The organism is Alkalihalobacillus phoenicis, assembly GCF_047302405.1.
GTDB lineage: Bacteria > Bacillota > Bacilli > Bacillales > Bacillaceae_D > Alkalihalobacillus.
Genome location: NZ_CP154853.1, coordinates 4,374,756 through 4,395,121, shown reverse-complemented (window position 1 = coordinate 4,395,121; position 20,366 = coordinate 4,374,756). Strand labels below are relative to the sequence as shown.

Annotated in this window: 20 protein-coding genes; 9 read left to right on the top strand and 11 right to left on the bottom strand. The window is 38.5% G+C overall.

All coding sequences use genetic code 11. The annotated features are described in order from the left end of the window. The first annotated feature begins 673 nt into the window (after positions 1-673). The 4 genes from AA0017_RS20595 to AA0017_RS20580 all read left to right on the top strand — a co-directional run bounded on the left by AA0017_RS20595 (position 674) and on the right by AA0017_RS20580 (position 4,962). Positions 674-2,716 carry a HelD family protein gene (locus AA0017_RS20595; protein ID WP_413377535.1) on the top strand — a complete coding sequence of 681 codons (2,043 nt, stop codon included), beginning with the start codon at positions 674-676 and terminating at the stop codon, positions 2,714-2,716. 234 nt (positions 2,717-2,950) lie between these two features. Beyond that, on the top strand, positions 2,951-3,760 hold the full coding sequence (locus tag AA0017_RS20590; protein ID WP_413377533.1) for a TrmB family transcriptional regulator: 810 nt from the start codon (positions 2,951-2,953) through the stop codon (positions 3,758-3,760). 144 nt (positions 3,761-3,904) lie between these two features. Further along, positions 3,905-4,639, top strand: a complete 735-nt coding sequence (locus AA0017_RS20585; RefSeq protein WP_413377531.1) for an AzlC family ABC transporter permease — start codon at positions 3,905-3,907, stop codon at positions 4,637-4,639. Continuing rightward, positions 4,636-4,962 (top strand): AzlD domain-containing protein, encoded by a 327-nt coding sequence (locus tag AA0017_RS20580; protein WP_413377530.1) that lies wholly within the window; start codon positions 4,636-4,638, stop codon positions 4,960-4,962. Before AA0017_RS20585 ends, AA0017_RS20580 begins: the two co-directional genes overlap by 4 nt. A 105-nt stretch (positions 4,963-5,067) precedes the next feature. Here AA0017_RS20580 and AA0017_RS20575 read toward each other — a convergent pair whose 3' ends face one another. Both AA0017_RS20575 and AA0017_RS20570 read right to left on the bottom strand, forming a co-directional pair. Beyond that, positions 5,068-5,784: a DsbA family oxidoreductase gene (locus AA0017_RS20575; RefSeq protein WP_413377528.1), complete on the bottom strand. Its 717-nt coding sequence runs from the start codon at positions 5,782-5,784 to the stop codon at positions 5,068-5,070. Between the two features lie 576 nt (positions 5,785-6,360). Further along, positions 6,361-6,576 (bottom strand): hypothetical protein, encoded by a 216-nt coding sequence (locus AA0017_RS20570; protein WP_413377526.1) that lies wholly within the window; start codon positions 6,574-6,576, stop codon positions 6,361-6,363. 362 nt (positions 6,577-6,938) lie between these two features. Here AA0017_RS20570 and AA0017_RS20565 point away from each other — a divergent pair, with 362 nt between their 5' ends. Then, positions 6,939-7,472 (top strand): N-acetyltransferase family protein, encoded by a 534-nt coding sequence (locus AA0017_RS20565; protein WP_413377524.1) that lies wholly within the window; start codon positions 6,939-6,941, stop codon positions 7,470-7,472. Between the two features lie 92 nt (positions 7,473-7,564). Further along, positions 7,565-8,341 (top strand): IclR family transcriptional regulator, encoded by a 777-nt coding sequence (locus AA0017_RS20560; protein WP_413377523.1) that lies wholly within the window; start codon positions 7,565-7,567, stop codon positions 8,339-8,341. Between the two features lie 84 nt (positions 8,342-8,425). Here AA0017_RS20560 and AA0017_RS20555 read toward each other — a convergent pair whose 3' ends face one another. Then, positions 8,426-9,217 (bottom strand): IclR family transcriptional regulator, encoded by a 792-nt coding sequence (locus tag AA0017_RS20555; protein WP_413377521.1) that lies wholly within the window; start codon positions 9,215-9,217, stop codon positions 8,426-8,428. 151 nt (positions 9,218-9,368) lie between these two features. On the opposite strand from AA0017_RS20555, the gene AA0017_RS20550 reads away from it, so the two are divergent. Both AA0017_RS20550 and AA0017_RS20545 read left to right on the top strand, forming a co-directional pair. Further along, positions 9,369-10,592: an FAD-dependent monooxygenase gene (locus tag AA0017_RS20550; RefSeq protein ID WP_413377520.1), complete on the top strand. Its 1,224-nt coding sequence runs from the start codon at positions 9,369-9,371 to the stop codon at positions 10,590-10,592. 19 nt (positions 10,593-10,611) lie between these two features. After that, positions 10,612-11,154, top strand: a complete 543-nt coding sequence (locus AA0017_RS20545; protein ID WP_413377518.1) for a hypothetical protein — start codon at positions 10,612-10,614, stop codon at positions 11,152-11,154. 175 nt (positions 11,155-11,329) lie between these two features. Here AA0017_RS20545 and AA0017_RS20540 read toward each other — a convergent pair whose 3' ends face one another. From AA0017_RS20540 to AA0017_RS20510, 7 genes are all read right to left on the bottom strand, one after another. Further along, complete coding sequence (locus AA0017_RS20540) at positions 11,330-12,067, bottom strand: IucA/IucC family C-terminal-domain containing protein (protein ID WP_413377516.1); 738 nt, start codon at positions 12,065-12,067, stop codon at positions 11,330-11,332. After that, positions 12,064-12,888, bottom strand: coding sequence for an ABC transporter ATP-binding protein (locus AA0017_RS20535; RefSeq protein ID WP_413377514.1), 825 nt, complete (start codon positions 12,886-12,888; stop codon positions 12,064-12,066). The genes AA0017_RS20540 and AA0017_RS20535 overlap by 4 nt, the downstream gene beginning before the upstream one ends. Before the next feature lie 15 nt (positions 12,889-12,903). Continuing rightward, positions 12,904-13,944 carry a FecCD family ABC transporter permease gene (locus AA0017_RS20530; RefSeq protein ID WP_413377512.1) on the bottom strand — a complete coding sequence of 347 codons (1,041 nt, stop codon included), beginning with the start codon at positions 13,942-13,944 and terminating at the stop codon, positions 12,904-12,906. Beyond that, positions 13,937-14,953, bottom strand: coding sequence for a FecCD family ABC transporter permease (locus AA0017_RS20525; RefSeq protein WP_413377510.1), 1,017 nt, complete (start codon positions 14,951-14,953; stop codon positions 13,937-13,939). The genes AA0017_RS20530 and AA0017_RS20525 overlap by 8 nt, the downstream gene beginning before the upstream one ends. A 62-nt stretch (positions 14,954-15,015) precedes the next feature. Beyond that, positions 15,016-16,005, bottom strand: a complete 990-nt coding sequence (locus tag AA0017_RS20520; protein WP_413377508.1) for an ABC transporter substrate-binding protein — start codon at positions 16,003-16,005, stop codon at positions 15,016-15,018. Positions 16,006-16,288: 283 nt separating this feature from the next. Beyond that, entirely contained in the window at positions 16,289-16,744 is a 456-nt protein-coding gene (locus tag AA0017_RS20515; protein WP_413377507.1) for an SRPBCC domain-containing protein, read from the bottom strand. 1,060 nt (positions 16,745-17,804) lie between these two features. Further along, complete coding sequence (locus AA0017_RS20510; protein ID WP_413377505.1) at positions 17,805-19,022, bottom strand: MFS transporter; 1,218 nt, start codon at positions 19,020-19,022, stop codon at positions 17,805-17,807. 103 nt (positions 19,023-19,125) lie between these two features. Here AA0017_RS20510 and AA0017_RS20505 point away from each other — a divergent pair, with 103 nt between their 5' ends. Then, on the top strand, positions 19,126-19,683 hold the full coding sequence (locus AA0017_RS20505; protein WP_413377503.1) for a TetR family transcriptional regulator C-terminal domain-containing protein: 558 nt from the start codon (positions 19,126-19,128) through the stop codon (positions 19,681-19,683). Between the two features lie 152 nt (positions 19,684-19,835). On the opposite strand, the gene AA0017_RS20500 is transcribed toward AA0017_RS20505, so the two are convergent. Next, entirely contained in the window at positions 19,836-20,231 is a 396-nt protein-coding gene (locus AA0017_RS20500; RefSeq protein WP_413377501.1) for a hypothetical protein, read from the bottom strand. Between the last annotated feature and the right edge of the window lie 135 nt (positions 20,232-20,366).

Genomic DNA, 20,366 nt, shown 5'->3' with positions numbered 1-20,366 from the left:
CACCCTCTTTATAAATAATAGTATCCTTATTATTATGAAGAAAGTGAAAAGGTCAGAATATGTTTTTACTACGGTTTGGTACATAAGGAAAACTCAACACTTATTATAAACCTGCTTGTTTAATCTTTTGGGGCATAAAAAATAGCCATTCCTTCGTAAAGAATCGCCACTCGCAAAATTCCATTTTATGTAAATTTATTTTTGCTATTTGTATACTCACTAGCCTAGCAAAATTTCAAATATAAGTCTATATTTTTTTTGCAAAATCCTAGAAAATATAGAAGAGGTTATTTAATCCAGCTACGTCCGTTAGAAGCTCGAGAAAAATCGCCCATCTGAATGAAGACATAGAGCGTCTTCATCAGCTGTTCTTATTTTTTCTCGCTTCTGACCAAACGGACTTCGCTTTTTATCAATCCAGCTACGTCCGTTAGAAGCTCGAGAAAAATCGCCCATCTGAGTGAAGACATAGAGCGTCTTCATCAGCTGTTCTTATTTTTTCTCGCTTCTGACCAAACGGACTTCGCTTTTTATCAATCCAGCTGCGTCCGTTAGAAGCTCGAGAAAAATCGCCCATCTGAGTGAAGACATAGAGCGTCTTCATCAGCTGTTCTTATTTTTTCTCGCTTCTGACCAAACGGACTTCGCTTTTTATTTAAGGGAGGGTAATTATATGTCTAAACTGGAAGAAATAAAGGTATTAGAAGAAAATCTAGCTATCTTAACGAGGCAATACAAACAACTGCAGGAAATTCCACCGTATACAGGTGAGGACTTTAACTTGCAAGTATTGGAAGCAAGTCGACAACGACAAAAAGCAGCCCTAGAAATCGCTTTAAAAGAACCCTATTTTGGCCGACTTGATTTTGAAGACTTTGATGAAGGACAAGTTGGACAACATTATATCGGCAAAACCGGAATCACGGATGAAGAAACAGGAAATATATTGATCGTTGATTGGCGAGCTCCAGTCGCTAGTTTATTTTATGCCTTTTCAGGGAGCGAGGATGATGTTTATTACGAGTCTCCAGATGGCCTTGTCGACGGGGAAATTCATTTAAAGAGAAACCTCATCATCCGTGAAAATAACGTACAACGAGTCGTTGATAGTTATGTACGTGGACAACAGGAAACAAGCGGAGGTGATGAGTTTCTCCTTTATAAATTAGGCGAACAAAAGGATAATCGTTTACGAGATATCGTCGCCACGATTCAAGGCGAACAAAATAAAATTATTCGCCACCCAAGAAGCGAAGTCGTGATCATTCAAGGAGTAGCTGGGAGTGGAAAGACGACCGTCGCTTTACACAGATTAGCCTATTTACTTTATGAATATCGGGAACAAATCCGTGCAGAGAGAATGATTATTTTTGCCCCTAACTCTGTTTTCCTAGATTATATTTCACAAGTCTTACCTGAATTAGGAGTAGGTGATATTCAACAAACCACCTTCTCTACTTGGGCACTCACTACCATTGATGATCCTAAGCTGAAGCTCATTCCAATACACGAGCGAAGGCGACTATACTTTGAGACAAGGACAAATGAACAAATTGATAATGATTGGAATAAACGGACTCACTCATTTAAAGAGAAAGTGGATAAAGAACTGGTAAAGCTAGAAGTTGAGTGGCTCCCAACCGAAGATTTTGAACCGTGGCCAGGTGTTATCTTTCGCAACAAACAGCTTTTACGTTGGATAAATGAGGATTTTAAAGAGGCAGTAGCCGTAACAAAATTTGAACGTACAAAGGCTCGGATAAAGCGTTGGATTGAAATTGAAGTGAAACGGTTTGATGATCAAAAAGAACAACAACAAGCCAAAAAGAAAGCGAATGAACAACTGCGCTCCTATTTGAGAAAATGGAAAAACGAAAAACCTTATGATCTATACATTCGAATCTTAAAGAATTTAGGCAAATCTGAACTAGCACCTAAACGTGATCAGCTGGAACTTGAAGATTTAGCCCCCCTGCTTCATATTCAACAAAAATGGTCTGGAATTGATAAAGAGAAACGGTTTGATCATGTCGTCATTGACGAAGCCCAAGATTTTTCACCTTATCAGTTAGCCGTATTAAAAGAACGAACACGTGGACAGTCATTCACCATCTTAGGTGACTTATCACAAGGAATCCATAGCAATGAAGGAATAGAAGAGTGGCAATCATTTATTGATTTATTCGGAGAGACTAAAACCGCTTATTTTGAAATGGATAAAAGTTATCGCTCTACGTATGAGATCATCGAGTTTTCCAATATTATTTTAAGTCATTTAGAAAACAGACCGACTTATGCAAAGCCTGTTTTTCGAAGCGGGGATGATGTTAATCTTCAAGCGGTCAATAAAGAGGAAGAAGTCCAATCAATTGTGAGTTGGGTAAATACGATGCAATCAAAAGGTATGAATACGGTGGCCATTATAACGAGGACAGAAAAAGAAACAAATTCTTATTATGACCAATTAAAGGAACAAATTCCCGACCTTACCGTTGTATCCTCTCAAGACCAATCTTATCAAGGAGGACTCTCCATTTTACCAGTTTATGTTTCAAAAGGATTGGAATTTGATGCCGTCCTTGTCATTGGAGCAGATGAACAAAATTATCCAAAGGAGCCTTTAGCCACTAAACTGTTGTATGTCGCTTGTACACGGGCCTTGCATCAACTAGAAATCATGTACAGTGGTACGCTTTCAAGACTATTGCAAAAATAAGAGAGTATCAGAGCAATTATAAGAGAGAAAATCCCCTTCGGCCTTTAATGGTATGGGGATTTTTATTTTGGCTGGGGTTGCTTGGGCGGTTTCTCACACCATCCCCCGCCAACAACATTTTAACAGCCTTCCCCCTCTTTTTTCTGACTTTTCGAACTTCATTTACACAATTGACAAAAGTTATTAGCATTCCTTATAGTAAGGAGGGAACTAACTACTAAAATGGAGGTACAAATGGAGGACGTTTACAAGGAACTACAAAAGCTTGGCTTTTCTAAATATGAATGCAAAGCGTATATCGGTCTTTTAAGGAATTCTCCTGTTACAGGTTATGAGATTAGCAAACGTTCTGGCGTTCCTCGCTCCATGATTTATGAAGTAGTTGGCAAGCTAGTCGATAAGGGAGCTGTTTATACCGTTCCGTCAGACCCTGTTACATACGCACCTTTACCTGCTAAAGAATTATTAAGTCGATTACGTCAGAACTTTGATGAATCATTTAATTTTTTAGAAAAACAGCTTGAATCGTTAGAAACCGAACAAGAGGTTGATGTTATTAGACGAATCAGCACTGATGAGCATGTACTAGCTGAAATGTTAGACATGGTTTCAAAGGCAAAGGATGAGTTATGGCTTTCATTGTGGAGCCCACAAGTATCACCGATATTAGAAGAAGTAAAAAATAGAATTGATGAGGGTCTTGAAGTTTATTCCCTTATTTTTGGAGCTCCTGATACAGAATTAGGGGTTACGACACATCATGATTATATGGAACCAGAAATTGCTGAGGAACGTGTCAGTGGTCATTTGACGATTGTTGCACGGGATCAGGAAGAAGTTTTAATTGCAAACTTTGCTCCTGATACAAGTGCTTGGGCGATTAAATCTACCGATCCAGCTTTAATACTCGTCGCTTTAGAGTATATTCGTCACGATATGATGTACTCACGACTCACTCAAGCGGTTGGACCAGAAAAGGCCGCGTCGTTATGGAAAGATAATAAAGATTTATACCATGTTGTTACTGGTAAACGGTTCATGTAAGAATGAACCGTCTTTTCTTACCAAAAACAGTAGACGTTATTGAACTAACTACTTTAATACACTAAAGGATGTTGTAGTACAGAAGATTTTCAAAAAAGCTCCTAATAAAAGGGAGCCATACATAGTAAAGGAGACTCTGATCGTATGGGAATTGCCAATGTTCACGTGAAAGATGCCATTAGTAAACAGACAGAAATGAACGCCTTACAAGGTGCAAAAGCTAGTATCCCTACAGTCATGGGTTATACGAGTGTTGGTATTGCTGCCGGATTAGTTGGCGTCGCTTCTAATTTAAGTCCACTGGAAATCACTCTCCTGGCTACCTTTATGTATGGTGGGGCCTCCCAATTTATTATCTATGGACTTATAGCTGCTGCAACACCTCTTTCCATGATTATTTTTACAACCTTTATCGTAAACTTGAGACATTTTCTCTTATGTCTTTCGCTTGCCCCACATTTTAAAGAGTTTTCTTTAAAGAAAAATATCCTTATCGGTGCTTTTATAACCGATGAAACATTTGGGGTGGCTTCAAATAAAAGGGCAAGAGGGTTTCAAATTAGCCCTAGTTGGATGTATGGCCTCAACTTCAGTGCTTATGCCACATGGGTTTTAGCTTGTTTGACCGGTTCCTTGTTAGCAAAGTGGATTTCAAACCCAGAAGCATTGGGACTTGATTTTGCCTTAACGGCTATGTTTGTTGCCTTGCTTATTTTACAATTACAAAGCGTCACAACTAGCAAGTTAAAACACCATTTATCGCTTGTTATTTATATGATTATCGCGATGCTACTACTCATGACGATAATGCCCTCCCACTTAGCACTTGTGGTCGCTACAGTTGTAGTCGCAACAATTGGGGTGGTGACAGATAAATGACATTAACGACTACGATGATTATCTTGATTATTGGCTGTGCTCTCGTGACCATTATACCGAGAATACTCCCTTTTATATTTGTTAAAAAGCTACAGCTACCCGATGTCGTTTTAAAATGGCTATCCTTTATCCCCGTTTGTATTTTAACGGCCCTTGTTGTGCAAAGTGTTGTCAATGTAGATACAGATGGATTTGTCATTGATCAATCGGTAATCCTCGTCCTCATCCCAACGATTGCCGTCGCCATTTTAACGAAAAGCTTATCGATTACCGTTATAACAGGTGTCGGCTTTATGGCCGTTGTCCGTCTGTTTTTTAGCTAAAAAGGAGATAAGGAGCTAAATGCCCTTTATCTCCTTTTTATTATCCTCCGCGAACAGCATACCCGCAGCAATCGCGGGTAAATCGGAAGCCTGTTCGTTTAATCTTTAAATTTCACAAGAGTCATCTGTGCACATACCTGCTTGATTATTGTTTCCTTTTTCACCTTTAAGAACTTGAAGTTGTGGTTTTTCCTCTTCTTGCACCTTTTCTAAAACCTCTAAAAAAGAAGCTGGTTCTTGGGCACCTGAAACAGCATATTTACGGTTAAAGACAAAAAAAGGAACGCCTTGTACTCCAATTTGAGAACCTTCTTGCTGTTCAGAAGCGACCACATCTTTATACTTATCTCCAACTAAAAAGGATGATACCTTATCTTTATCTAAGCCAACTTCAACAGCCAATTGAGCTAAGCTTTCATGATCACTCACATCAACGCCTTCAGTAAAATACGCTTTTAAAAGACGGTCCATCATCTGCTTCATTTTCCCTTCTTCTTTAGCTAAATGACTTAAGCGATGAGCATCTAATGTATTTGTCGGTTTAATCTTATCCATATGAAACGTTAAACCAACATCACTTGCTCTTTCGGCCACTTGTTGATTCATCGTACGTGCTTTCTCAACAGACATTCCGTATTTTTTAGCAAGGAGCTCATCCATTTTTTGATTCGAGCCCTTTTGAGCGGTTGGATTTAGTTGAAAACTTTTAAATTCTAGTTCCACACTTTCCTTCCCTGAAAACTGTTCTAACGCTTGCTCAAATTTTTTCTCACCAATATAACAAAACGGGCAGGCAATATCCGACCACACTTCTACCTTCATTTTTACACTTCCCTTACTATCAGTTTACTTTTTTAAACTTACTTACATTATGTAGGTTTCAGTTTTTAAAAGCAATTTTGTTGCTCATTTGACGGTTTGCCCATTATGGAATATTTATAACTCAACTTTCGCAGCGTATGATTGACCCTTAACCGTTGATAGAGATTGATTTTAGGGCGATACCATACTCAAATTGACTTTACATGGACGGTTCAATCGTTGACAGTCTGAACACATCTCTTCGTAGGCTGTTGAAGGAATCTGTTCACTAAAATGAAGCGCTTCGGTTGTCGCTCCCAAACAGACACCAGACATGGGAGTGATTTATGCTCTACTTGTTTCATGCCCTCCGGCGTTCGCTCCCAAACAGACACTCCGCGTCCTGCAGGAACCTCATGAGCCTCCTCAGCACGCTTGCGGGGTCTCATTGGACGGTTTATTCCTGCGGGAGTCTCCGTGTCTGTTTGTCCGCTAGATCATGGAATCGAATCTAGGTTCAGTTTTCTCATTAGAACAAAAAAACAGTCATGACTTCAACGTACATTAGCTTGAGAATGATTTTTCTCCTTTCATGACTCATTCCGTTCCAGTTGTAAACAAATCAGTGTTGATGCTCTGTACGTTAGCTAGATGATCGAGCTTGTTTCGATTGGAATCCTGTCTTTTCATGACGGCAGACTTAGGAAAAAAATAGCTGGCAACGACCTCTTTAGTTCCATAACCAACAAAGGGAAGAAGAAGGTCCTTCTGCGTTAGAAATAGCTGATTGAGAATGGCCCTATCATCAAGCATCTCCACGACACTTAGCGGACAAAACCATACGGAGACTCCCGCAGGAATAAACCGGAGCGAGACCCCGCAAGGCTTGCCGAGGAGGCTCGCCAGGTTCTCGGCAAGGACGCGGAGTATGGTTTTGGGAGCGACCGCCAGAGGGCCTATTATTTTTTTCTTACTGCACAGTTTATCCGTTTGGTGTGATAGTACGTTCTCGCTTTTCAAATGTGTCAAGGGCATTTGTTTAAGAGCTTCCCTTTCGCTCTGCCAACTAGTTGAACGGATTTTCTCGATGCGAAAGTTTAGTTTATTACTAATATTTCAAAAATTATGTATACTATTGGTAAACATTTTGACCATATTCAACAGGAGGGACAATCTTGACATTTACCATTAGAGAAGCGACGCTAGAAGATGTTAACGAGATAGCAAAAGTACATGTTTCAAGTTGGCATAGTACGTACACAGGAATGACTGATGAGCAGTTTGCCAATATTTTAACGTATGAATCGTCACATACTCGCTTCGTTGAAAAATTGGAAGAAGATAATGTATTTATTTATGTCGCTGAGCATAGCAAGCACGGCATTGTTGGTTTTGTTACGACCGGACCACAGCGCTACGAGGTCGAAGGCTATCCAGGTGAAGTTTACGCTATCTATTTATTAGAAGAATTTCAAGGAACCGGTGTCGGTAAAAAACTGTTCATCAGAGCGGTTCAACAGCTAGAGGTTCTCGGCTTTCCTTCCTTTACCGTGTTGTTAATGAAAGAAAATACCCCTGCAAAACGTTTTTATGACCATTTAGGCGGTAAAGAAATTAAACAAAGCACATTTGAAATTAATGAAGTCGTCTATGAAGATATTTTTTATGGATGGGATAATATCCATTCCTTTTTAGAAACTGTTAAATAGCCAAAACTTAGATCTTGCGAGTCGTTTCACTAATTAAGCATCTCTTTTTATTAGTTTGTTGATAGTATAAACCATTTAATAAAGGGGTTATTATGAAAACGGAAAAAGGGGCTCAACGATTACTTTCCTCTGTTAAAAACGCAATGAAAATTTTACAGTTATATAAAGGGCGACAAAAGGAACTCAGTGTAACAGAAATCGCTAATCATTTGAGCCTTGCCAAAAGTTCAGCCCATGTCCTAATCCAAAGCTTAGTAACCGATGGCTTTCTTTCTCAAAATCCACGAACAAAAAAGTATCGTTTAGGATTATCGCTTTTATCTTTAGGAGGAGTCATCTCAAGCCATAAGGAGCTTTATAAAGAAGCCGAACCAACCGTCAAAAAATTAGTACAAACGCTTGGAGAAACAGCTCAAATCTGTTTGTTAGAAAACAACGAAATCGTTTATTTATTCCGGACAGAATGTGCTAACCCGGTTCGCTTATTAACTCAGATCGGCCGTAACAACCCTGCCCATTGCACCAGCGAAGGTTTGGCGATTTTAGCCTATCAGGATGAAAAAACAATTGGACAGTTATTAGAAAATAGTCTCCATGCGTATACACCTTATACGCTCACCAACCCTCGTCAACTTCGACAAGAATTATTGAAAATCGTTCAAGATGGTTATGTCATTGCCGAAGAAACATACTTTGAAGGATTTGTCGGTATCGCCGCACCGATTTTTAACCATGAGGAAACAGTAGTCTCGTCCCTCTCAGTGATTGGCTCGACAAAACGAATAACAAAACAAGACTATCCACAGTTTATTAACAAAATTAAAGGCTCAGCCAATCAAATCTCGAAATTATTAGGCTATTATCATTAAAAAGGGAGAAAATACATTTACCTGTGTGCTGACTCTCTTTTTTTATACTTGGCTTCTTTCGTCGGAATGATAGCCACTGGTCTTTTAGAAAACTGTTTTATACTTTGATTTTGCCTTTCTTCTTTTTATTAAACGAGTTAACTCTATACTTGCTTGAATCACCTTTTCAACTACTTCTTTATGTTTCAACTGTACTTGCCCGAGCCTACTGACTGGACCAGCAACTGTGATGGCCGCTATTACTTCGTTTTTCTCATTAAAAATAGGAGCACTAATAGAAATGACCCCTTCCATATATTCCTCATTGGAAACAGCATAACCTTGCTCTCTTATTTGTTCGATTCGTAATGTTAGGTGGTGGATATTTGTAATTGTTTTGGTCGTATATGTATGGAGCCTAAGTTGTAACCAATTAATCTGAGACTTTTCCTGTAAATAGGCAAGGAACACTTGTCCTGAACTTGTACAATGCAATGGATTTCTAGCTCCTAGATAAGTGTCATCTAAAAATTCGGCTTCTGCCTCTATCCTTTTTAAATAAATCACCTCATCACTCTCCAAAATGCTTAAATATGCGTTTTCACCGGTTTTTTCAGTTAGTGTATTAAGGACCGGCGTCGCATCATGAATAATATTCATTTGATTATTAACGGTATTGGTTAGGGCTAAGATTGTTGAACCTAAACTATATTTATTTGTCGTTGGATTTTTATAAACAAATCCCTCACTTGCTAGTGTTTTTAAAATACGATGAATCGTGCTTTTAGCCAAGTTCATCTTCTCGGCGAGCTCAGTTACCCCCATTTCAGGATTATCCATTGAGAAGCTTTTTAAAATCATCAGTGCATTATGAACAGAACTCCTTTTTTCAACCATTACTCCCCTCCTATTTAAGCCACATTCTCAATATATCATATTTTTAATTTTATAAATATTTAAGTCGTGTTCAATATAAAGGAACAAATTAGTGTTCTAAACTCATTCTGTTAACTATGATAAATCTATCAAATCGTGAGGAGGACTTCATTTGACATTAAATAACGTAAAACGTGAAACATTAGTCATCGGTGCAGGTCCAGTTGGTTTAACCGCTGCCCTTGCTTTAAAGAAAGCAGGTCTAGATGTTGCAATTTTAGAAGGAGAGCCAATGGATAGACAACGACCAGGAAGTCGTGCGATCTACTTTCATAAAGCTACTCTTGCATTAATAGAAGAAATCTCTCCTGGCCTTGGCTATAAACTGGCTGAAAATGGCGTCGTTTGGCCAGTTAAAAGGACCCTTTTTAGAGGTAAAGAAGTGTATGTTCGAAACTACGGACCTCCAAAAAAGGATGGTCTCCCTCCTTTTACAAGTCTTCCGCAAGTAAAAGCTGAAAAGTATTTATATGAGGCTTGTAAAAAAGCGGGTATTGAGTTTTTTTATGATCAAAAAGTTTCAGAGCTTATAACGAGTGAAAGTCGTATTGAATTGAAAACGGAAGCAGGTGATGTTTGGACGTCCAATTACCTCATTGCTGCTGATGGTGCACGTTCAGCAGTTCGTGAAGCGATCGGAATCAAGTTAGAAGGACCACGTACAAAAGATACATTCCTTGTCGTAGACTTGCTTGAAGATGAGAAAAAACCATTACCGTTAGAACGCATTTTTCATTATCAACATCCTGCTATGGGTGGGCGAAATGTCATGTATGTTCCATTTAAAGGCGGCTGGCGTGTCGACCTTCAATTGCTTGAAGAGGATGATCCAAATGCCTTTAGTGGTGTGAACGGCGTAAAAAAGTGGCTTCCGAAAGTTATGGATCCTAAATACGCGGAAAGAATTACTTGGGTATCCACTTACACATTCCATCAAGCCGTGGCTAACTCTTATACAGATAAAAACAAACGTGTCCTTTTAGCTGGTGAAGCCGCTCACCTCTTTGCCCCATTCGGTGCACGTGGTTTAAATTCCGGAGTTCCAGATGCCATTATTGCTGCAAGAGGCATTCATAAAGCTTTAAAAGCTAACACATTAGCGGACGCCCAAAATGCAATCCAGGCTGCAGCTGACGAACGACGTACAGCTGGTTTATATAACCAGCAAGGCTCTAACACGGCTCTTCATCATATTCAAGGAACCTCTCGATTTATGAATAGCAAACGGGAAGTCGCCGCCGATCTTTCTACCACTCTCATACCTATTGGACGTTGGTTAGATGAGGGCCCTTATGGACCAAGATCTGGACCACCTCAATTAACAACCAAATATTAAAAGGAAAGGAGCATTACCTATGTCAGAATTACAACTATCAAAACAAGACTCTTATTTTGACACCGTTTCCGATTATCAATGGTTCAAAAACATTGAGTACACATATAAAAAGGAAGTGGAGGCTTTAACAAACATTTTTACGAAATCATTTAAGCTTCCGGCCAGGAATATTGTTTCGTTATCGACAAAAGGTTATACAAACACTTATTCAGAAACAATCGAAGTTACTTCCCTTTATTCACTTTTATTAAATAACTATGAAACGATGAAAGAAGAGGCGAAAAAAAAGGGAGTGGAAAAAAACATTGAAAAGGTAGCTAATCTAGTAACAGACAGTGTCTTTCATCCGGCCTTCGATATCGCCTATAACACACTCAGTGACGAACATGACAATGATGAATCCATTAAAAATGCGATAAAATTAACCGTTTTAATCTCTGTTGTAACCTTAACTGAAGAAACTCTTGAAAGAGGGACGAATCGCTTCGCCCCCCTTATGGAAATATTAAAAGCTGGCCATCTTCCAGTAAACTTTGATAGCGAAAATCTCTATATTCTTTAAAGGGAGGATTTAAAATACGCATCCTAAAGTTCAAATGTAGGAAAACCAAAATGGCAACCTTTAAGGAAGGCTACGACTTTAGCAGGTACGAATATATTCTTTCGTGCCTTCTAAAGCGACAGCCTTTACCTTATGCAGCAAACTTATTATGACGATTATTCTAAATGAGTCAAAGTCAACGGTTTAGTGGACAGACGTTACAATATTTATTGGGTTCTAAACTTTTCTCTACTTTGTGAAACAGACAACATGTTTTTCGCGTCTTTACTTCTCCAAATTCATCACTTAAATAAGGAGCTATTGGGTTCTCATTCAGACCAAATAATTTCCCACTAGACTGTTTAAGAAAATCAAAATCTTCGCTTAACGTGTTTAGGACGCAAGTATCTTGCTCTTTTTCTATCATTTTACGGAATATGGAGTTCATTCGTACACTGACATTTTCCCATAATATTTTTAGTGGGAGTCTAGAGACTTCGTGCAAATTCAAAATTAATGGACTTAAATTTTCTTTAAAGAGCTTAACAAGAAACTCCTCTCTCAACTTTTCTCTATTGTTCATCTCAGTAGACACTAATCGGATCTGATTTTTATTCAACTCTAACTTACGATCTTTTGTATACAAACAAGCTTCATACGGCCAATAAATACAACTATTATAGTTCATAAAAGCCGTGAGCGAAGCGTTTAATAACAAAGAAGAATATCGTTTTGAGAACATTGATGCAGCCACTGAGACAGAAGGAGCTCCAAGCTCTTCTTTTTCACCTTCTAGAAAAACTTTGCATTGCTGTTGATCAAATAATGTAGAGATGAAAACACCATCGCTCATATTCGCATGAATCGTGATACTATTCTTTTGCAAATCTTCTTCTAGTTTATCCATTATCTCTTTTGTATTAATCGAACTCATACGTGTAAAACTTCCCTTTCCCTCTTTCGCTCCCGAACGACTTTTCTCCCTTTACCATGAGGGATACATAGCGGTGTACCGAAGATTGGGTCTTGTATAATATCACAATTCATTTGGAAAACGTCTTTGACCATCTGTTCAGTAACAACTTCCTCAGGTTTACCTTGAACATAAATGCCTTTGTTACGCACAGCTACAATATGGTGGGCATATCGACAGGCAAGGTTTAAATCATGTAGAACCATAACAATTGTCCGCTTTTCTTTCTCGTTTAATTCGAATAATAAATCAAGGATATCTACTTGGTGTGTCATATCTAAATAGGTTGTCGGTTCGTCTAAAAGAATGGTATTTGTTTTTTGGGCTAAAGTCATCGCTATCCACGCTCTTTGTCTTTGACCACCTGATAAAGAATCGACTGGCTTATTCTTAAACTCGCTCATTCCCGTTGCCTTTAGTGCCTCAACCACAATGTCTTCATCATCTTTGGACCATTGTTTCCGCCAACTTTGGTAAGGATATCTGCCTTGTTTAGCAAGTTGTTGTACCGTTAACCCTTCAGGAGCAATCGGTCCCTGTGGTAAGATCGCCATTCTTTTGGCAATTTCTTTTGTAGGTAAGGACTTAATTAGGTCGCCATTTAAGACAATATCTCCCGACTTTGGTTTCATCAGTCTTGCTAATGAGCGTAATAATGTTGATTTCCCACAACCATTCGCACCTACAAGAACCGTAATTTCACCATTAGGTATCGTTAAATTCAAATCCTCAATAATATTTCTTTCACCATAGTTTAATGTTAATGATTGAGCTTCTAACATCAGACTTACCTCCTCCTACTGGTTTCGGTTTCTATAAAGTAAATAGATAAAAAATGGAGCTCCGATACTTGCCGTAAAGACCCCTGCTGGAATATCTAAAGGTAAAAAGGCAGTCCTTCCCACAATATCTGCTAGCATAACTAAGATTCCACCAAGCATAGCAGCAATCGGTACAAGTGCCGCGAAAGAACGTCCGATTAACATCCGAGCGATATGTGGAGCGATTAACCCTACAAAACCAATTCCTCCAGCAAACGCAACAGCGGTCCCAGCTAATATTACGCTGATAATGATTAATAAAACACGATACAATTGAACGTTTACTCCAATGCTAACCGCTACATCATCACCTAGTTCCTTCGCATTAATGACTCGAGCTAACATAAAAGTAATCGGAATAAATAACAGAAACCAAGGCAACATCGAGGTAATATCAGTCCAGCTTGCTCCATACAAACTACCCGTAATCCATAAATACGATTTAGTCGTAATAGCCGTATCACTTAATACAATCATCATTGTCACAATCGCATTCATTATCGCTGAGATTCCGATCCCCATTAACACAAGTCGAATCGGAGTAACACCTTTGCTCCAAGAAAGAACGTAGATTAAAAATGAAACGAAACCGGCTCCAATAATTGCTGACAACGGTAACCATTGAATGCTAATTGTCCCCATAAAATAGACAATAAACACAATCGCACCGACTGATGCACCACTTGTAATCCCGATAATATCAGGGGACGCAAGGGGATTACGAATGATCCCTTGTAAAATTAAACCAGATACAGCGAGCGACGCACCAACCATAAAAGCAAGTATCGTTCTAGGGAGCCTCCATGTATTTAAGATAAAGTCATATTCAGGAATACCACTTCCTAATAAATGCTTGATCACATCAAACGGATTTATAAAGCTACTACCGAGCGATAGACTAATAATAAAAAGAAGCAGTGTAAAAATAAATAGAATGCTAAATGTGATAATCGTTTTCTTCGTTATTTGAAAAGATATTTGTTCATTTTTGCTTCTAAATTGATATGGATCAATCATCTTTGGTTAACCCCTTTCGTGCGATGTAAACAAAGAACGGGGCCCCTATAAAGGCGGTCATTACACCAATAGGCACTTCTTGTGGCATGATAAGAAAACGAGCGACTACATCGGCAAACAGTAATAATGATGCACCAACTAGTGCACTGTAAGGGATAACCCAGCGATAATCAGGTCCGACTAAACCTTTTACAATATGTGGAACGACTAAACCAACAAACCCAATCGCTCCTGCAACCGCAACCGAACTGCCAGCAAGAATGATCACCAAAACGCCCATGACTACTTTCAAAAACACGGTTCTTTGACCAAGCCCTTTGGCAACATCTTCTCCAGTCAATAAAACATTGATCGATCTACCTAAAAAGAAAGCGAACAAAGTTGCACCGAATACATAAGGTAATACGGGTAAAAGCATCTCTAAATTTCTTCCAGAGACAGAACCAGCCATCCAAAATAAAATGCTCTGAATCGACTGTTCATCAATGACTAGTAGCCCTTGTGTAAAGGAAGCAAATAAAGCCGTGATTGCAGCACCAGCAAGGATAATTTTGATAGGGCTTAAACCATCGCGACCAACACTTCCTAAAAAGAAAACAAGGACACCGGCAATACCAGCCCCTAAAAAGGCAATCCACATATAACTCGTTAATGAATTGACAGAAAACATCGTAATTGATAAAACAATAAAAAACAAACCACCCGCATTAATCCCTAAAAGGTCAGGGGAAGCAAGGGGGTTCCTTGTTAAAGCTTGCATAAGTGCTCCCGCAATTGCCAAGCTAGAACCAATAACGGTTGCAATGAGAGCCCTGGTTAATCTTGAAGTCGTCACAATAATATGTTCAGTTGAATTAGGATCATACTGAGTAAAGGCTTCCAAAGTAGTGAGAAAACTAATATTCGTTTGACCAAGTGAAATACTTAAAATAAAGGCCGTACATAATAACAAGAAACAAACGACAAGCCCTATTATTTTATAAGATGTTCGATACAGTATGTTTCCCATATTACTCCTGCTTTCTTACTTAACATAGAAGGATAGGAGAATGATTCTCCTATCCTTATGGATTATTTCTCTAGTTCTAATCTCTCATAAACATCATCAAGCATCAAGTTTGCAGCCACAATACCTCCACCCATGTTCCAAATGATTTCATCCACGATGTACGTTTGCTCCGCTTGCACAGCATCTAAATTCTGCCATAATGGATGAGATGTCCATTCTTCATAGGTATTCTTAACAGCTTCATCTTCTTCCATAAATGTATAAAACACATCTGCATTCATTTCTGGAATACTTTCTTTATCCATTAATCTTAAAATTTCTTCATTAGAATCCTCTAAATTTTTTGGCCCTTTGAATCCTAACTCCGTTAATATTGAACCAGCAAAACCTTCTACATAAATTCGTGCGTGATCAGCTCTAAAATTTAAAACCGCTACATGCATAGGCCACTCTTCTATATGTTCTTCAGCCTTTGTTTGAAAATCTACTACTCGATTATCCCAATCAGACAAAAGCTCATTCGCTAAATCTTCTTTATTCAAGGCCTTACCCATTAATTCTGTTGTCTCTTTAAAATCATTTAAAGATTCATCAGCAACAGTTGGTGCAATTTCTGACAACTGCTCAAAAATCTCTTCATGACGTACTCTTGAAGCAATAATCAGATCAGGATTTAGTTTCGCAATCTCCTCTAAATTCGGTTGCGTTTCTTGTCCAACGATTTGAACATCTCCTAAATCATCTTTTAAATAATTATAAACCGGTTGCTCTAACCATGATTCAACAGCACCGACCGGAATAACTCCCATTGCTACAGCTGTATCGGTAGCTCCTTGATATAATGTCACAATTCTTTCAGGTGTTCCTTGAATTTCTGTTTCTCCAAGAGCATTTGTTACAACTCGAACCTCACCGTCTGTTTCTACTTGTCCTTCATCCTCTACAATCGGCTCTTCTGTGCTATCCTCTTCTGCCTGATTGCCACAACCGACTAATATTGCCCCAATAAGAAATAAAGACATTAAAAATAAAATAACTGATTTTTTCGACATATGTATATCTCCCTCTTCTTTTATATCGATAATGAGAATCATTATCATACTCAATTGAAGTATAAAAGATATTCTAATTCAGATCAATACAAATTTGTAAATTATTATTTTATTCATTCAAACTGACATTATTTTAAGCGAAAGAATTCTCCGACTCCAAGTGACCCAAACACAAATTTAGCGTATCTAATGCTAAAAATGCCTGTGAGTAACAATTCCTCACAGGCATTTTGTCTACGGTCTTCCCAATTAAATTCTAAAAATAGAATCCTTACTTCCATCACTATTTTGACTTTACTTCAGCTGATTCTAATACTTGCGTGATGTTCTCCTTCAGTTCTTTACACTGCTGGGGCAATGTTTTAGCGAGCAGGTTATTTATCATACCTTCCATCATCCCCTTACCGACCATTTGGAGATTAAACTCTATATCGGTCGTTTGCTCATCAACGACAGCCGCTTTAAACGAACCAGAGCCAACAATTCCCTCCTTCTTTGCTTTCAATGTAAAAGCAAGTTCTGTCGGTTCTGTAAATTCTGTTTTGGTAACTGTGAATTCAACATCTCTTTTAAACATACCTGCCTCAACTTTTAAAGTCCAAAGAGAAACTTCTTCATTAACCTCTTGATAATCGACATAACCAGGCATATTGACTGCCCAGTTGTTCATCTCCTTCACAAATCCCCAAACGTCTTGAATATGGCGTTGTACTCGTCCTATTTCCTGTGCAGTTGTCATAAGTTTATATCCCCCTCAACAAAAATGAATATTCCGACAATATACCCTATATGATAACCCTTACATTAGAAATTTTCTACTATTTTTATTTATAAATTACTCAACTTTCGCATCGAGAAAATCCGTTCAACTAATTGGCAGAGCGAAAGGGAAGCTCTTAAACAAATCAGTGTGGATGCTCTGTACGTTAGCTAGATGATCGAGCTTGTTTCGATTGGAATCCTATCTTTTCATGACTGCAGACTTAGGAAAAAATAGGTGGCAACGACCTATTTAGTTCCATAACCAACAAAGGGAAGAAGAAGGTCCTTCCGCGTTAGAAATAGCTGATTGAGAATGGCCCTATCATCAAGCATCTCCACGACACTTAGCGGACAAAACCATACGGAGACTCCCGCAGGAATAAACCGAGCTTACTGAAAAAGTCTTATTCTCACCTTTACCGGGGAAGAATCTCAAATAATTAGGTGATTCATTAGATGATCTATTATGGCTCAGCTGGTTTTTCTTTGACCAAAACGGAGCCAGCGGAATACCCGGAGACTCCTGCGGGAGAAGTGAAACACGGGAGACCCCGCAGCGATGAGTGAGGAGGCTCCCGGTTCACCCGCGGAACGCGTAGGGTATGCAGCTGGCGGAGTAAGCCAAATCATCCAACCCTATTGTAACTAACAGAACTTTTTCAGTGGCCTCGAATAAACCGAGGAGGCTCGCCAGGTTCTCGGCAAGGACGCGGAGTATGGTTTTGGTAGCGACCGCCGGAGGGCCTCATTTTAGTGAACAGTTTCCTTCAACAGCCTACGAAGAGATGTGTTCAGACTGTCAACGATTGAACCGTCCATGTAAAGTCAATTTGAGTATTGTATCGCCCTAAAGTCAATCTCTATCAACGGTTAAGGGTCCATTATACGCTGCGAAAGTTAAGTAAATTAGAACCACTTAAGAGAGTCATTCCGCACTCCTCGTTATGCTCACTCCCTTTTTATAAATACGCTCAATAAGAAAAAGCCTGTTATCAACTTCCCTAAAAGAAGTTAACAACAAGCTTTCATCTTAACTACTAGACCGCTTTAAAAGATTTTGCTCTAAACAGAATAAAGAAGGTAATACATAATCCGATAAGTCCAAAACTTAATAGGACACTTTGAACAGGTATTCCGACTGAGACAAGCCCTGTAACAATGCCATAAGATATCGGATCAAATCCATTCATAGCCAAGAAAATAAGACTCATCACACGTCCCATAATGCGATTATCCGTTTGTTCCTGAGCTACTGTAAAAAAGGGAACATAGACAAATACCATGGAGAAACCGATAAAAAAGATCAAGAAGGTCAACCACCCAAAGTGGCCAGTTAAACTAAAGACAACAAATAAAAGTAAGGCTGCTAGCAACCCATATATCGTCGTTGCCCCTCGCCTTGTTTTTATCGTATAAATACTTAATAAAAAGCTTCCAAGCAGCATACCTGTCCCCAAACTCGCTTCCATAAAACTCAAATTAAGCGGAGAGCCATCATATATATCGACTAATAACGGTACGGCAATATGCAAAGCTCCGAACACAAAGAAATTAAGTATGATAAGAACGAATATACCGACTAATAGGAAATTTGACCTTCTTACATACAGAACTCCTTCTTTTAAATCCTTCCAAGGGCTTTGTTTTACTCGCTCTTCAACTGCCTCTTCTCGAATAAATGGTGGAAACACAAGGACGGCTGAAATAAACACTAAAATCATCGCCACAAAAAAACTACCGGCAATTGAAAAAAACTCCATCATCAGACCAGCTAAGATCGGACCAATGACAAATGAAATTTGATCGGCTCCTTGAAAGATCGCCGTAGCCTTTTGCAAATACTCTTTAGGAACAATTTTCGGAATAAGTGATGAGCTCGTTGGTCCAAAGAAGGCATCTAAAACGCCAAACAAACCGGCAATGATTAAAAGCATATAAAATTCAAGTTGATTTTGAGCAACCAGAATAAATAAAAGCAATAAAAGAATTGCCTGGATAAAATTTGTGATAAACATAATTGTCGTTTTTTTATACTTATCAGCAACAATTCCTCCAAATACCATCGTCAATAACCTTGGAATCGTAGCGGTCATTAATATAATTCCTACTGCACTTGGTGAGCCAATCTCGCTAATGGCATACCAGGACACCGTCGTTAAAAACATACTAAATCCAACAACAGCAAAAATACCTGCCGTTAAAAGTAGCACAAAAATACGACTTTTCATTAATCGATACGTTTTTTGTTCATTCATAAAAATCACCTCTCATTTATAGACTGACCCGTCAGTCTATTGTATACTATAAAGTAAGAGAAGAAATCATGTCAACTATTTTATTTGAAAGGATGGTCTTATCGTGAAAGAAAAAATATTAGAAGTTGCTAAAGAGCTTTTTATTCAAAGAGGATATAATGCAACCTCAATGGGAGATATTGTGAAGCTTTCTAATAGTAGTAAAGGAACACTCTATTATCATTTCACCAATAAAGAAGCCTTATTCCTTGAGGTTCTTAATTTAGAAGAGGGAAAATGGTTTGCCAAATGGCATGTGGAAGAGAAAAAGTGTCAAACTAATTTAGAGAAATTTTATAAATTTGCTGAATTTACCGCCACTGTTGATGTCCACTATCCACTCCGAATGGCGATAGCTGAATTTTATTCCATGCAGCACGAGTCAGAGCTCATCAATGAAAAAATTAATGAATTAGACCAACGTTACATCCTCTATTATCGGAATATGTTTGAAGCCGGAAATGAGACAAACGAGTGGAATATAGAGGATTTGGATACTTTAAGTGAGCTCGCCGCGGCCACTTTTGGAGGATTAGATATTTTCACCCAACATCTTGACCTAAAAAAACGGGCAAAGATGTTCGATAGGTTTGCCAACTTATTTTTAAAAGGGGCATCATAAATACAGCTTTAAAATCAGTGAGTCTTAATAATGAATCAAAAAAAGACCAGTGTGCTTATAAGCAAGTGACACTGGTCCTTCTAACTGAAAATCACCTTAAATAGCGGACGAACTACCTCAAATGAGTTTCCACGTGTAAAAGGTTAGAAAATTTATTTCGCTTCCTTCTCTCCACCATCAAAAATTACGAGTAATAAAAAGAGGATAAAGGCAAAAACGAGGGCAATTCCACCACCAATATAAAAACCAAGAGTAAACCCTTGTGGAAGGTTAAATGGATTTAATGTGTACAACCACATACCTGAGGTTAAGCCAATTGAACCGATAATCGCCATAATCGTTTGCCAATTCGCTAGGTTTTTCCTTTTTGGTTGATAGACTTTGTAATAAATACTCCAAGAAAATAAAGTAAGCCAGCCTACTAATGAGACGTGAGCATGGATTGGTCTAAACGCATAGGATCCCGCACCCGACATATGGGCACCGAGGAACACCCCAATAATTCCAAAAATAGCCGAGAGTACTAATAAAATTTTTGCATGATTCATCAATTTGTTGCCTCCTTCTTTTATCGAAACGCTTTAATACGTAAAAGTAGCTAGATTCCGAAAAAATGACAAGACTAGCTAATTTTTGTCCCTCTTCATTCTTCTTACTAAGTAATACTTTATAGAAGGAATATG

Excerpts from the sequence above, each read along its gene's own strand:
- AA0017_RS20510 (WP_413377505.1), bottom strand. The coding sequence starts at position 19,022 with ATGAATGAACAAAAAACGTATCGATTAATGAAAAGTCGTATTTTTGTG.
- AA0017_RS20595 (WP_413377535.1), top strand. The coding sequence starts at position 674 with ATGTCTAAACTGGAAGAAATAAAGGTATTAGAAGAAAATCTAGCTATC.
- AA0017_RS20580 (WP_413377530.1), top strand. The coding sequence starts at position 4,636 with ATGACATTAACGACTACGATGATTATCTTGATTATTGGCTGTGCTCTC.
- AA0017_RS20500 (WP_413377501.1), bottom strand. The coding sequence starts at position 20,231 with ATGAATCATGCAAAAATTTTATTAGTACTCTCGGCTATTTTTGGAATT.
- AA0017_RS20540 (WP_413377516.1), bottom strand. The coding sequence starts at position 12,067 with ATGAGTTCGATTAATACAAAAGAGATAATGGATAAACTAGAAGAAGAT.
- AA0017_RS20570 (WP_413377526.1), bottom strand. The coding sequence starts at position 6,576 with ATGCTTGATGATAGGGCCATTCTCAATCAGCTATTTCTAACGCAGAAG.
- AA0017_RS20545 (WP_413377518.1), top strand. The coding sequence starts at position 10,612 with ATGTCAGAATTACAACTATCAAAACAAGACTCTTATTTTGACACCGTT.
- AA0017_RS20530 (WP_413377512.1), bottom strand. The coding sequence starts at position 13,944 with ATGATTGATCCATATCAATTTAGAAGCAAAAATGAACAAATATCTTTT.
- AA0017_RS20590 (WP_413377533.1), top strand. The coding sequence starts at position 2,951 with ATGGAGGACGTTTACAAGGAACTACAAAAGCTTGGCTTTTCTAAATAT.
- AA0017_RS20525 (WP_413377510.1), bottom strand. The coding sequence starts at position 14,953 with ATGGGAAACATACTGTATCGAACATCTTATAAAATAATAGGGCTTGTC.
- AA0017_RS20560 (WP_413377523.1), top strand. The coding sequence starts at position 7,565 with ATGAAAACGGAAAAAGGGGCTCAACGATTACTTTCCTCTGTTAAAAAC.
- AA0017_RS20515 (WP_413377507.1), bottom strand. The coding sequence starts at position 16,744 with ATGACAACTGCACAGGAAATAGGACGAGTACAACGCCATATTCAAGAC.
- AA0017_RS20585 (WP_413377531.1), top strand. The coding sequence starts at position 3,905 with ATGGGAATTGCCAATGTTCACGTGAAAGATGCCATTAGTAAACAGACA.
- AA0017_RS20555 (WP_413377521.1), bottom strand. The coding sequence starts at position 9,217 with ATGGTTGAAAAAAGGAGTTCTGTTCATAATGCACTGATGATTTTAAAA.
- AA0017_RS20520 (WP_413377508.1), bottom strand. The coding sequence starts at position 16,005 with ATGTCGAAAAAATCAGTTATTTTATTTTTAATGTCTTTATTTCTTATT.
- AA0017_RS20575 (WP_413377528.1), bottom strand. The coding sequence starts at position 5,784 with ATGAAGGTAGAAGTGTGGTCGGATATTGCCTGCCCGTTTTGTTATATT.
- AA0017_RS20535 (WP_413377514.1), bottom strand. The coding sequence starts at position 12,888 with ATGTTAGAAGCTCAATCATTAACATTAAACTATGGTGAAAGAAATATT.